We start from the raw sequence: 12728 nt of genomic DNA on the forward strand, positions 1-12728 counted from the left end.
TCGTGGGCTTACGCCCACCCTACCTAATGACTAATTCACCGCCTTTTTACCTTTACATTTTGCAAAAAACACGACACAAACCACCGCTTGTAGCACCGCATACACCGCCAGCACCATTGCCGGATTGCCGTCTGGCGAGGCTAAGCCGAGCGGAGAGAGGAATGCGTATAGCGTGAATAAGCCCAGTACGATAGAAGCCACTGCCAGTGGGGCGTATTCCCAGCTGGTTAAGTCCACATTGGCATGGTTGATTTTGTTGTCTTCGTACGGAGTCGCACGTTTTAAGAAAGTGCCTAAAATCAGCATTAACGCCACATCGAACACGAACAAGCCGGCTTGCACATACACAAAGTTGATTTTGACATCAAACACCCAAACAATGCAGAAGTAGAGAATAACGTGTGCGAGCAAGGCAATGCGTGCCGCTTTTCCTGAAACAGTTTTGTTGAATAACCCCACCGCAAATAATGCCACAATCGGAATGTTCACAAAACCGGCGAAGCGTTTGGTTAGTAAGAAAATACCGTCTGTGCCGAACATCAGTAACGGCCCGAAGATCATTGTAATCACCGCCATTACCGCAGAAACTTTTTTCGCATAGCTGATGAGTTCTGCATCAGAGAACTGTTTTTTGCTGATAGACGGTAGTAAGTCTTTACAGTAAATGGTTGCCGCTGAGTTTAAGAAGGAGTTGAAGGTACTCAAAATCGCCCCGAACAATGCGGCAATAAAGAAGCCTTGTAGCACGGTTGGGAAAGTTTTATTCACCAATTCAGGGTAAGACACGTCAATCGGTTTCAAGCCCTCGCCTAAAATGTGGAAGCTGAGTAAGCCCGGTAAGTTTAAGATAAGCGGTAGCAATAATAGGAACAGTGCCGCAATTAAGATCCCTTTTTGACCGGCTTTTAAGTCTCTCGCCCCTAAAGCCCGTTGCACAATGGCTTGGTTGGTCGTCCAGTAGAAGAAATGCACCACCATAATACCGGTGAAAATAGTCGGCCACGGCACAGCATCGGTGGCACTGCCCACTGCATTCCATTTTTCAACGTGAGTGGTGGTGATGATTTTCACCCCTTCCGCCATACTGCCGTTGCCTAAATAGATGAGTGCAAACACCGGCACTAATAATGCCCCGATGACTAACAAGACCGCATTCCAAGTGTCTGACACCGCCACCGCTTTTAAGCCGCCGAAGATCGCATAAATCGCCCCAACTACGCCAATCGCAATCACCGTGTAGGTAATCGCCGCCCCATAGCTTAAGCCGAAGGCAGTTTCAAGGTTGAAGATTTTATTGAAGGCAATCGCACCGGTGTAAAGTGCGGTCGGAATGACGATGAAAAGATAGAACACCAAGAACAAGCCCGACATAATCAAACGGGTTTGGCGGTCGAAACGGTTTTCAAAGAACTCCGGAATGGTGGTATAACCGTTACGGATATATTTCGGCAACAGATAAAGTGCCAAGAAGCAAAGCGGGATCACCGCCGGCACAGTCCACGCAATAATCGAGAAATTACCGGCATAAGAGTTGGCATTCACGCCGATAAGTTGCTCGGTAGAAAGCGAGGTTAAGACCATTGAACAGCCGATAACCGTAGCACTCAAGCCACGCCCTGCCAAGAAATAACCTTTAGATGTCGAAAGATCGTCATTTCTGGTTTTTTGCCAGGATATATACCCGACTAGTCCAGTCACAACCAGAAAAGTAATTATTGTTAATAACATATTCTTCACCTCAATATGACTATATTAATGACATATCCCATTAGAGACAGGAATAGCATAAATCTTATTTTTAACGATAGAATATGATGTTTGTCATAATAGATATGTGATGGTGATCACAACTATGAATAATTTATGACAATTTAACTGATTTTCTTTAATTCCCGCCGTAACCGAATTGCCGTTTCGGTTTCACAACCTGCAAATTCAGCTATTTCACGGTTAGTCCAGTGATAATTGGGGTAACGTTGATGTAAATAATGGATACTGTTCATTACCCGCTCTTGCGTTTTTTGGTAGGACACCATCGATAAACGATGTTCTGCATCTTGTAATTCTGTAGAGAGTTGTTTTAACAGAGGAATAATTAAGGCAGAATTGTTTGCCCAAAAATCCATAAAATTTAATGGGGTAATTCGTATCAGTTCTGCCGGCTGCAAAACTCGGGCTGAACAATGGTAAGTGCTGTTACCAAAAAAGGTCCGAAAACCAAAGTAATCACAGGCTTTATAAACCCTTACCAAGCTCTCTTTGCCATTTTCCAGCATATGATACAGCCCTATCAAGCCACTCTTTAAAAAATAAAATTCTCTGGCGTGATAACCCTGAGAATAAATGACGACTCCTTTTTCTAGATCAGACATTACACTTAATTGGCAAGACATCAATTGTTCGGGGGTTGGCATATTGTTCATTGATTATCCTTATTATTTTATTTTTGCCATATATGATTGCGATCATAATCCTTTATTTAGAAAATTTTGCATACTTATCGCACTTTAGGAGATGGATTATGACAATGGCCGTGATAATTATTTTGATCATTTGTGGTGTTGTAGTCAATATCACTTCTGCACTATTTGGGATTGGCGGGGGTGTTTTAATGATGCCGATTTTACATTCACTGTTTCCTGAACTGCCTCTCCAAGTGATTTCCGCCTGCTCTCTTACCATTGTGATTGGTTCAGCCACTATCAATTTATGCTTATTCCACCATCAACAGATAAAAATCAATCGAAAAAATGTGTTGATTTGGTCACTTGCGATGATGTTAGGCGTACAAATTGGGTTTGAGCTCAGTTTTCTTTTCTCTGATAACAGCATTATTGCTATCTTTATGCTAACCCTGCTGACACTTTCATTTAAAACCCTATTTCACAAACCAAGAGTTAAAGCAATAGTACCACCTAAACCAAAAGAAGCAGTATCTAATGCCACAATGTGCAGTTTAGGCGGTTTAATTGCAGGTATTACCGGCATTGGCGGCGGTTCAATTATGGCCCCGATTGTCACGCAAATACGCTCGGTTTCACCGAAACAGGTTGCAGTTTATACTAACTATATGATGGTGATTGGCGGAATCGGCAATTTATATGGCTACTTATCCCGCCCTTTTATGTTAGATTCAACGCTAGCGACTTGGCAAATCGGCTATGTGAATTTTGCGATTGTCGGCATTGTGGTAATGAGTTCGCTTTTTACGGTCTATTTTTCAATGAAATTGCGCAATATTTTAAGCCCCGAATTAACCACGAAGCTACTAGGTATGATCTTATTTGGCATTGCTTGTTATACGGGGTTCTTGCAATACTTCTTTATTTAGCAAAAAGCGTAGTGTTATTGCTTATGCGGCAATTTTTCCCAAGTGACTTCATTACGCAAATACACCGGTTCTATTTCAAGGGCAGATAGAGTATTCCCTTTTAGGATTTCAGTTTCAGCAATCGAAAGCATATATCGACTGGAAGGCAAAGTGATATCGCTAATAACAAGCGGTAGATTTTGCTCAGAAAATTGCAAATATGCCGCCCAACCTGTGCCAACCACCACAGTCTCTTCACTTACTTGAAATTGGCCTATTACAGCTTCGGGCGAACAGACTTGTTCAGCCACTACTTCATTCCATTCTGCACCCTTTCGTTCAAATTGAGCAAAGTAAACTTCATTCATTCGGGCATCAATTAAGGCAATTACCTTTGTTGCCCCTAATTTTTGATATGCCTCTTCTGCCATTGCTTTTAAGTTAGAAACGGCTACCACCGGCAAATTCGCACCCATTGCCAACCCTTGTGCCACACTTACACCTACCCTCACGCCGGTAAAACTGCCCGGTCCACGTCCGAATACTAAATAATTTACTTCTTTGAGTTCGATATTGGCTTGATTAAGTAATTCATCTACCATCGGCAAAATACGTTGAGTATGGGAACGAGGGCTGATTTCTTCTAAGAAAGTGATATTTCCGTTATGCTGTAACGCTACAGAGCAAGCCTCTGTGGCAGTATCTAAAGCAAGAATAGTAGATTTCATCATATTTTTAGTTTGAACAAATTGAATTTGCTTTAAGGTTAAACAAAGAAAAGGCGAATTGTATTCGCCCTCAATGAAAAGATTATTTTGCAAATTGTCGGCGTTTTTCGACCGCTTGTGCCAGTGCAAATAACGCTTTTTCGCTATCTTCCCAACCAATACAACCGTCTGTAATACTTTGTCCGTAAACCAAAGCCTCTAAACCTTTGCCTTCAATTAAGTCTTGGCGACCTTCAATCAAGTGGCTTTCAATCATCACGCCTGAAATATAGCTTGAACCGCTTGCGATTTGGTTGCAGACATCAGCACAAACGTCTATTTGGCGTTTGAACTGTTTTTGGCTGTTAGCGTGGCTGAAATCGATCATCACGTGTGGACGTCCGCCGGATTTCTCAATCGCAGCACAAGCCGCTGCAACGGAGTCAGCATCGTAGTTGGTTGCGCTATCGCCACCACGCAAAATAATATGGCAATCTGGGTTTCCTTGCGTAGAAACAATTGCAGAATGCCCGAATTTGGTGACCGATAAGAAATGATGTGGCGATTTTGCGGAAGAAATTGCATCTAATGCAATTTTCACACTACCATTCGTGCCGTTTTTAAAACCTACCGCACAGGATAAACCAGAGGCTAATTCACGGTGGACTTGAGATTCAGTCGTTCTCGCCCCAATTGCTCCCCAGCTCATAAAGTCAGCCACATATTGTGGTGTAATCATATCCAAAAACTCGCCGGCAGTCGGCACGCTTAAATCATTAATATCAGATAATACTTTACGGGCAATGCGTAAACCATCGTTTAAGGCAAAGGTTTCGTTCAAATAAGGGTCGTTAATTAAGCCTTTCCAACCAACGGTTGTACGGGGTTTTTCAAAATAGACACGCATCACCACTTCTAAGTTTTGGTTAATTTTCGGATCGGCACGCATTGCTTTAATTTTTTGTGCATATTCTAATGCCGCTTTCGGGTCGTGAATGGAGCAAGGTCCAATCACCACTAATAAGCGATCATCCGCACCGTGTAAAATTTTGTGGATTGATTGACGGGTTTTAGCAACGGTTTCCGCTGCAACATCACTTGCCGGATAGGCTTCCAGTAATGCAATAGGTGGTAGTAATTCTTCAATACTGGTAATTCTGACATCGTCATTTTTGATATAAGACATTGTGTTCACTCTCTAAATAAAATGAAAATAAAATCGTACTATCATAGTAGTACGATAATAAAAAGATTTCAAATAATTTAATTATTTTTTAATTAAATGTATTACAAACTGCAGGATTTCCTGTGGTTAAACCTTTTCTAAACCAAGCCAAACGCTGTGCAGATGAGCCGTGGGTGAAGCTATCCGGCACGACATAGCCACGACTTTGTTGCTGTAATCGGTCATCTCCAACTGCTTGGGCAGCATTAAAGGCTTCTTCCACATCGCCTTCCTCTAATCGGTTGGCTTTTGCGAGTTGGTGTCCCCAAACGCCGGCAAAACAATCAGCTTGCAATTCTACATTGACTGAAATTTGGTTTGCTTCAGCTTTAGATGAGGCTTTCATTTGAGCCCGTTGGGTTTTGCTTGTTATGCCCAATAAATTTTGGACGTGGTGGCCAACCTCGTGTGCAATCACGTAAGAGAAGGCAAAATCGCCCGATGCTCTTAATTTTTTACGCATATCATCATAGAATGATAAATCTAAATAAACCTTTTGATCGACAGGGCAATAGAAAGGACCCATTGCCGATTGACCTGTACCACAGGCGGTTGAGGTTGCTCCTCTATAAAGCACTAAGGTTGGATCTTTATAGCTCAGTCCATTTTGTTTGAAATAAGCACTCCAAATATCTTCGGTGCTGGCTAATACTTTAGAAGATAACTCTTCCAGTTTTGCTTCTTCCGAGCTGTTCAGACTAGAAGTTTGTTGGTAATTCTCCTGCCCTCCTCCCATTAAACCGGTGAGATCTACCCCATAATAAGCACCCACCAGTACAATAATAAAAGTTAGAATACCGCCTTTGCCTCTGCCGACAGACATTCTGCCCGAACCACTTGCTCTTCTGTCTTCTACGTTTTTACTGCGTCTTAAATCATCTAATCGCATATATTCAACCTTAAAAGATGTAAAAATTGCGTTAATTTTAGCCCAAAGACTAGCCTTATACTATGCTTATTTAGCATTAGATAAATACAAGCGGTTAGATTTTTGTCAAAATTTGCAAAATTTCACAGAAATCTAACCGCTTGTATGTGTTTTACCTCGCCAGCACTTCTCGTTTGCCACCTTTAAGTGGCTCAGAAACAATGCCTTGAGCTTCCATTTGATCCACAATTCTAGCCGCACGGTTAAAACCAAGCGAGAAGCGGCGTTGAATATTACTGATAGAGACCGAACCGGTTTCCGTGATATATTCAACAACCTCATCAAATAGCGGATCTAAATCGCCCGTTCCGCCATCGTTTTTGCCATCAGCCTCTTCCGAGCGGGATTCCACAATGCTTTCCAAGTAGTTTGGTTTTCCTCTTGCCCGCCAATTATCCGCCACGCGTTGCACTTCTTCGTCTTTCATAAACGCACCGTGTATCCGAATAATATCTGGGCTGCCAGCTCCTGAATAGAGCATATCGCCTCGCCCTAATAACGCCTCTGCCCCACCTGAATCTAAAATAGTTCTTGAGTCAATTTGGCTCGCTACTGTAAACGCAATCCGGCTTGGAATATTGGCTTTAATCACGCCTGTAATCACATCGGTTGACGGACGTTGGGTAGCAAGAATTAAGTGAATTCCTACCGCTCGGGCTTTTTGAGCAATTCGCATAATGTACTCTTCCACTTCTTTACCGGCAGACATCATTAAATCCGCAAACTCATCGACAATCAGCACAATATAGCTTAATTTTTGTAGCGGAGGCGGAAGGCTATCCATTGAATCGCCCGGTCGCCACGTTGGATCTGGAATCGGCAAATTCATCGCTGCCGCTTGGTCGATTTTGGCGTTATAGCCTTCAATATTACGCACCTGTAAATGGCTTACCAGTAAATAACGGCGTTCCATTTCCTCCACCGCCCAGCGTAGTGCGTTGGCGGCTTTTTTCATATCGGTTACTACCGGCGTTAATAAGTGAGGAATATCGTTATAAATGGAAAGCTCCACCACTTTAGGGTCAATCATAATAAAGCGGACTTGTTCTGGTGTAAGTTTGAACAATAGACTTAAAATCATCGTATTCACCCCAACCGATTTACCCCCACCGGTCTGCCCTGCCACCAGTAAGTGTGGCATTTTCGCCATATCGACCACCACAGGCTCACCACTGATGTCTTTACCTAGTGCCATTGGCAATGTTGCAGTGGTATTGCGGAATTCATCGCTGTCTAGCACATCACGCAACCACACTGTTTCACGGTGTTTATTCGGAGTTTCAATACCCATATAAGGTTTGTTTGGGATAACTTCAGTAATCCTAATCGCTTTAAACATTAAGCCACGAGCGATATCGCTCGCTAAATTGGTAATTTTGGAGGCTTTTACCCCGGCAGCCGGTTGGATTTCATAACGGGTCACTACCGGACCGACCAATACATCTTCAACGGTAGCTTTTACGCCAAAGTTTGCTAATTCTGCTTCTAGCCGCACAGAGGTTTCTCGTATTTCCTGTTCGGTAATTTGCTGGCTTTGAATCGGTGCTTTATCCAACAAATCTAGCGTTGGCAATGGTGTTGTCGGTTTTTCGGTTATCACTTTTCGTTGTAACAACGGGTGAATTAACGTATCACCATAGCCTTTTGGATAGGCTGGCTGCTCAGACACATCTTTCATCGCCTTGGGTGGCGTTACCATAAATTCCGGTGTAATTTCACGCACATCGTCAATAGCTTCTTCAGTATCTTCAATATCATTATCAAGCTGAATTTGAGGTAACATAGATTCTGCTATTTTCAGGTCTTCCAATGATGAACTGTTTTCGATTGTATCCACCTCGTTTTCGATAGCGGTATTTAAGCGAATGGTTGGCATTTGCAATACATTGGATTCTTCGTTTGGCAACTCATAGCCCGATGTAGCTTGTTCCGCAACTTGGTTAACCATATCAGGCTGTGTCAAAATATTAATAGTCGGTAGCTCGAGATCTCTTTCAATTTCATACATTTCTCGGTTATCTATCTCTACATTTTCCGAGTGTCTTAAACCACTAATGTTTGGGCGTTTAAAGGCGGAGATATCGGTAAATTGCGGTTTATGGTCATCTACAACTTCCACCGCTTCATTTTCAGTTACAAGCGGTTGTTTTTGCTCAGTATTTTGCAAATGCTGAAGAGATTCAGCTGTTTTACTCTCCTCTGATTTTGCCATTATCCACTCATAAAATTGCGTTAATATTGGCAATAATGATTGAACAGAGCAAAAATATAAGCCGGCTACGGTAAAAAGCATTGCAATCAGTAAGGCACCAAATTGCCCGATAGTATCAAATAATATTGTCTTCCAAACTCCACCAACAAAGCCCCCCGACAGATAATAAGCTGAGTTTGAAAAAAGCACGCTAAATAACCCGGCAAGACCGATCATTAATAATAAGAAACTGGCTAGGCGAATGAAGACAGTTTTCCATTTCATATCGGCACTTAAACCCATTCCTAAGCTATAAATTGAGAAAATAATTAATGCAATAGGTACTAAAACTGCAACCTTACCAAACATTGCATAGAGCATATCAATACTCCAAGCACCAAAGTGACCTGTTTTATTCAAGGTTGTTTGTGTAATGCTGCTTGCAACAGACCAAGCATTATCTAATGGACTATAACTTGCCCAAGCAATTAGCAAATAAACGCCCAAAAAGCCGGTCAACAAAAGCATAAGTTTGATCAAGTTCTCTTTGCCTTTTAGGTGTGGTTTAAGTTGTTCAATCACCCAATTCTCCTTACTTTAACAACAAATAGTTGGTTTGTTTCACTTCTTCCATCACCACATAGGTTCGAGTGTCATTTACGCCGGGCAAACGAAGCAATGTTGTGCCTAATAACTTACGGTACGATGCCATATCCGCCACACGGGTTTTTAACAGATAATCAAAATCCCCCGATACCAGGTGGCATTCTTGAATTTCATCAAGTTGTTGAATCGCTTTATTAAATTCCTCAAATACATCAGGCTTACCACGCACCAAAGTAATTTCAACAATCACCAGTAAAGGGGCATCGAGTAATTCAGGGTTAAGTAAAGCTTTATAGCCCATAATTACGTTATTTTTTTCTAACCGTTTTACCCGTTCTAAGCAGGGCGTTGGAGAAAGCCCAACTCGCTTTGATAATTCAATATTAGAAATTTTCCCGTTACGTTGTAGCTCGTTTAAGATTTTTAAATCAATCGCATCTAATGCTTTTGGTGGTTTTTTATTTTCCATATAAGCTCCTTTTTAGGCAATTATACTGTAATAGTCTATGTAACCCGAATGAAATTTAAGATAAAACCGATAGCAACTGTTCACCAAAAGGTTTTCGCCAACCGATTAATAATTCAGGAATTTTTTCTGATGATTTTCCATCAATATACCATTTAAATAGCTGATTTAATTGGCGTTTACTTGCAACCAATTCCGGTACGATATCAAGCGGTTGAATTTCTAATAATTTTTGCAACATCGCTTGCATATAATATTTATAACCCTTTTCATCCACCAAGCGCTGAATGAGTTCAGGATAATCATTCGATTCTATTGCTTTTCCTTGCTCAACCAACCATAGTATTTTTTTTCCGTGAATTCTGACTTCATTTGGGTGCATAAATTCTAACAGCGAAGAAGTGTGTTTAGGACAGCTTTTTGCGATTTGAATTAAACTTGCCTCCTTCACGACAAAATTTAAGGCAAGATTGCGCTTTTGTGCTTCTTCAATCCGCCATTTCGCTAATACTTGTAATATGGCTAACTCTTCCCGATTCAATCGCCAAGCATTGGCTATGTTTTTATAGGCATTTTCCTTATTAATAGGCTGTTTTGCTTTGGTTAGTAAAGCGGCACATTCCTCGGTAACTGCACATTGCCAAGTGCTGTTTGCTAATGTTTGTGCTAATTTCTCATAAACTGGCAATAAATACCAAACATCAGCCGCTGCATATTGTAATTGTGCATCGCTTAGCGGTCTGGCAAGCCAATCAGTTCGGGAAGCTCCTTTGTCTAGTTCAATATTTAAGTAGTAGGAAACCAATTTTGCAAACCCCATTGAAATACCAATGCCGGCAAAGGCTGCCATCACCTGAGTATCCAACATCGGCTCCGGTAATTGCTTGAATTGATGCTCAAAAACTTCCAAATCCTCACCACAGGCGTGTAATACTTTTATGATATTTTTATCGGCTAATAATGACACAAAAGGTGAGAAGTTAGAAATTGTATTTGGATCAATAAGGCTAACCCGTTGACCATCAAAGAGTTGAATTAAACCCAATATCGGATAATAGGTACGTGTACGGATAAACTCTGTATCTAAAGCAATTACGTTTGTTTTTCTAGCCTGTTCACATACGGCCTGTAATTGCTCATTTGTTTCAACCCATTGGTAGTGAATCAAAGATTCCATATACTTTTCCTGAAATATTTAAACGTAAAAATAATTATGTGATCTGTCTCTCATTATAAACAAAAAAAGATTGTTATTTTTTTTATATCAAAAAATAATTGTCATCTAAAAATTCTAACATAAGGATTTTAAATGTTTTCTGATAACAAGACCCTTCATTTGGGTAAAATCTACCATTTAATTGAACAATTTGAACTCATTTCAAGAACAGATTTAGCTAAGCTATCGGGATTAGCCCCAGCTTCAGTAACAAATCTGACTAAAATACTAATAGATAACCACTTTATTCTAGAACGCACGGTTCAGACTACCTTATCTAGAGGTCGTCCCTCCGTTGGGCTGGCTGTTTCTAATTTTTTTTGGCAACTACTTTGTGTGACTGTTTCACCTCATAAAATTGAAATTTCACTTTGTAAACTCAATGGAGCAGAAATTTATAAGCAAGATTATACAATCTCAGCAGAAAATTACCCTAGGCTAAATGATTTTATTCTTAACTTTATTACAAATTTCCACCAACTATATTGTGTCAATACTAGTCAGCTCCTGGCTGTATCTATTAGTGTGATCGGTAAAATTAATGCAGAAAAAGACAGCATTACTCAATTGGGCAACAAAAATATATTCTGTAACATTACATCTGAACTCTCGTCACTGTTTCATTGCCCTATTTTATTAAGTGAACATTTTCAGCTGTGGTTGCTTGCAGAATCCACTGTTGGTTCATTAATTAACCAAGATAATGCCATTTTTCTACAATTAGATGATACCGTGAATCTAAGTGTATTACTTAGCGGTAGTTTGCTGTCTAAACAATCAAAGATGAATGTTGATAATATGCTTATGCCTAGATTTAGCCATCTCAGCGATGAAATATTCCCTGAACTAGATGAAATTCATCGCTATAAATTAGTCAATCAGGTAACCTTTCCTGCGCTTGTGAAGCTCATTGATCGTTATTTACCCAATACTTTAAAAAGTCAGGAACAAAAAATCAGCTGGCTCTGTCAAAAAATTGATGAAAATCAACCGCTTGCATTAGCAATTTTAGCGCATATTACCGACAATGTAGCCTACGCATTAATGAATTTAGTTAATATATTCTCTAGTGAAAAAATTATGCTAAACTCGCCATTGATCAAAATAAAAGAGCCGTTATTTACGCAAATTTCAGAAAAATTGCATAAAAATTTGTTACAAACAAACCTAAAAATCGATTTAGTTACCAGCCAATACAATTGGAATAGTCCATTAATTGCCTGTTCAGCAATAAAACAAGGAATTTATGACGGAAATTTGATCAAAGACAGAATAAATTGATCTATTCTTGGTTAAACTACCAGCCATATTTTCGAAAGGAGCCATTTATGCCCTCATTATTTATTACGGGAACAGATACCAACGTAGGGAAAACTGTGGTTACCCGAGCTATCATACAGACACTTACAAAGCATAGTTTTCCTGTAATTGGCTATAAGCCCATTGCTTGCGGCGGTGATGATTCATTACCCACAGAACCCACTCAATATGATTACGCTACTGAAGATAATTCGGATGTATTAACCATACTAGATAGCTGCCCAACCAATATCAGCTATCGCGATATTAATAGCTATACTTTTATTCATTCCAGTACCCCCGTATTTGCAGCTTTAGATGCAGTTCATCATATTCAACTGGAAAAATTAAATGCAGATTTAAAACGACTGGAAAATGCTTATCCAAATGTTGTCGTAGAAGGAACCTATGGATGGCTAACACCTATTAATAAGGATTACTATTTTGCTGATTGGGTAATGCAAAACAATATGCCGGTTGTTTTAGTGGTGGGAATTAAGGAAGGTTGTGTTAACCATGCACTACTCACTGCGAATGAAATTTTGCAGCGTGGAGTAAAATTAGTAGGCTGGGTCGCAAACAGAGTAAATCCTGGGCTACGGCATTATCACGAATTAATTGAATTACTGACACAAAAAATTAATGCGCCTTTACTTGGGCAAATTCCCTATATGGGGCATCCAGAGCATAAAGAACTTTCTTCTTATATTCAAAACCCAGAACCATTGCTAGCCTATTTCAGTAAACCATAGTATTTATCAGAGGCTTATAAAACCACAA

Annotated in this window: 11 protein-coding genes; 3 read left to right on the forward strand and 8 right to left on the reverse strand. The window is 40.3% G+C overall.

The annotated features are described in order from the left end of the window. Nucleotides 1-30 precede the first annotated feature (30 nt). Both EL242_RS07035 and EL242_RS07040 read right to left on the reverse strand, forming a co-directional pair. The gene (locus EL242_RS07035) at nucleotides 31-1728 is read right to left on the reverse strand and encodes a solute:sodium symporter family transporter (RefSeq protein ID WP_126302063.1); all 1698 of its coding nucleotides are present in this window, start codon (nucleotides 1726-1728) and stop codon (nucleotides 31-33) included. Nucleotides 1729-1871: 143 nt separating this feature from the next. Further along, on the reverse strand, nucleotides 1872-2423 hold the full coding sequence (locus tag EL242_RS07040) for a Crp/Fnr family transcriptional regulator (protein ID WP_126302064.1): 552 nt from the start codon (nucleotides 2421-2423) through the stop codon (nucleotides 1872-1874). Nucleotides 2424-2521: 98 nt separating this feature from the next. Between EL242_RS07040 and EL242_RS07045 the strand changes: the two genes are divergently transcribed. Further along, nucleotides 2522-3331, forward strand: coding sequence for a sulfite exporter TauE/SafE family protein (locus tag EL242_RS07045; RefSeq protein WP_126302065.1), 810 nt, complete (start codon nucleotides 2522-2524; stop codon nucleotides 3329-3331). Between the two features lie 14 nt (nucleotides 3332-3345). Here the strand turns inward: EL242_RS07045 and tsaB are convergent, their stop codons facing one another. The 6 genes from tsaB to rnd all read right to left on the reverse strand — a co-directional run bounded on the left by tsaB (nucleotide 3346) and on the right by rnd (nucleotide 10610). Beyond that, a complete protein-coding gene (gene tsaB, locus EL242_RS07050; protein ID WP_126302731.1) occupies nucleotides 3346-4038 on the reverse strand; it encodes a tRNA (adenosine(37)-N6)-threonylcarbamoyltransferase complex dimerization subunit type 1 TsaB in 693 nt (230 codons plus the stop codon). An 82-nt stretch (nucleotides 4039-4120) separates the two neighbouring features. Next, complete coding sequence (gene aroG, locus EL242_RS07055; RefSeq protein ID WP_126302066.1) at nucleotides 4121-5203, reverse strand: 3-deoxy-7-phosphoheptulonate synthase AroG; 1083 nt, start codon at nucleotides 5201-5203, stop codon at nucleotides 4121-4123. A gap of 88 nt (nucleotides 5204-5291) precedes the next feature. Then, entirely contained in the window at nucleotides 5292-6131 is an 840-nt protein-coding gene (locus EL242_RS07060; protein WP_126302067.1) for a neutral zinc metallopeptidase, read from the reverse strand. 151 nt (nucleotides 6132-6282) lie between these two features. Next, nucleotides 6283-8943, reverse strand: a complete 2661-nt coding sequence (locus EL242_RS07065; RefSeq protein ID WP_126302068.1) for a DNA translocase FtsK — start codon at nucleotides 8941-8943, stop codon at nucleotides 6283-6285. Between the two features lie 10 nt (nucleotides 8944-8953). Continuing rightward, complete coding sequence (lrp, locus tag EL242_RS07070; RefSeq protein WP_006251058.1) at nucleotides 8954-9436, reverse strand: leucine-responsive transcriptional regulator Lrp; 483 nt, start codon at nucleotides 9434-9436, stop codon at nucleotides 8954-8956. 55 nt (nucleotides 9437-9491) lie between these two features. Next, nucleotides 9492-10610 carry a ribonuclease D gene (rnd, locus tag EL242_RS07075; RefSeq protein WP_126302069.1) on the reverse strand — a complete coding sequence of 373 codons (1119 nt, stop codon included), beginning with the start codon at nucleotides 10608-10610 and terminating at the stop codon, nucleotides 9492-9494. Between the two features lie 132 nt (nucleotides 10611-10742). Between rnd and EL242_RS07080 the strand changes: the two genes are divergently transcribed. Next, on the forward strand, nucleotides 10743-11930 hold the full coding sequence (locus EL242_RS07080) for an ROK family protein (RefSeq protein WP_126302070.1): 1188 nt from the start codon (nucleotides 10743-10745) through the stop codon (nucleotides 11928-11930). Between the two features lie 47 nt (nucleotides 11931-11977). After that, nucleotides 11978-12700: a dethiobiotin synthase gene (bioD, locus tag EL242_RS07085; RefSeq protein WP_126302071.1), complete on the forward strand. Its 723-nt coding sequence runs from the start codon at nucleotides 11978-11980 to the stop codon at nucleotides 12698-12700. Nucleotides 12701-12728 lie beyond the last annotated feature (28 nt).

Origin of the sequence: Mannheimia haemolytica (assembly GCA_900638155.1) — a bacterium.
Taxonomy (GTDB): domain Bacteria; phylum Pseudomonadota; class Gammaproteobacteria; order Enterobacterales; family Pasteurellaceae; genus Mannheimia; species Mannheimia glucosida.

Bases quoted from the DNA above. Each gene is read 5' to 3' on its own strand.
- EL242_RS07045 (WP_126302065.1), top strand. From the start codon at position 2,522: ATGACAATGGCCGTGATAATTATTTTGATCATTTGTGGTGTTGTAGTC.
- tsaB (WP_126302731.1), bottom strand. From the start codon at position 4,038: ATGAAATCTACTATTCTTGCTTTAGATACTGCCACAGAGGCTTGCTCT.
- EL242_RS07040 (WP_126302064.1), bottom strand. From the start codon at position 2,423: ATGAACAATATGCCAACCCCCGAACAATTGATGTCTTGCCAATTAAGT.
- EL242_RS07060 (WP_126302067.1), bottom strand. From the start codon at position 6,131: ATGCGATTAGATGATTTAAGACGCAGTAAAAACGTAGAAGACAGAAGA.
- EL242_RS07080 (WP_126302070.1), top strand. From the start codon at position 10,743: ATGTTTTCTGATAACAAGACCCTTCATTTGGGTAAAATCTACCATTTA.
- lrp (WP_006251058.1), bottom strand. From the start codon at position 9,436: ATGGAAAATAAAAAACCACCAAAAGCATTAGATGCGATTGATTTAAAA.
- rnd (WP_126302069.1), bottom strand. From the start codon at position 10,610: ATGGAATCTTTGATTCACTACCAATGGGTTGAAACAAATGAGCAATTA.
- aroG (WP_126302066.1), bottom strand. From the start codon at position 5,203: ATGTCTTATATCAAAAATGACGATGTCAGAATTACCAGTATTGAAGAA.
- bioD (WP_126302071.1), top strand. From the start codon at position 11,978: ATGCCCTCATTATTTATTACGGGAACAGATACCAACGTAGGGAAAACT.
- EL242_RS07035 (WP_126302063.1), bottom strand. From the start codon at position 1,728: ATGTTATTAACAATAATTACTTTTCTGGTTGTGACTGGACTAGTCGGG.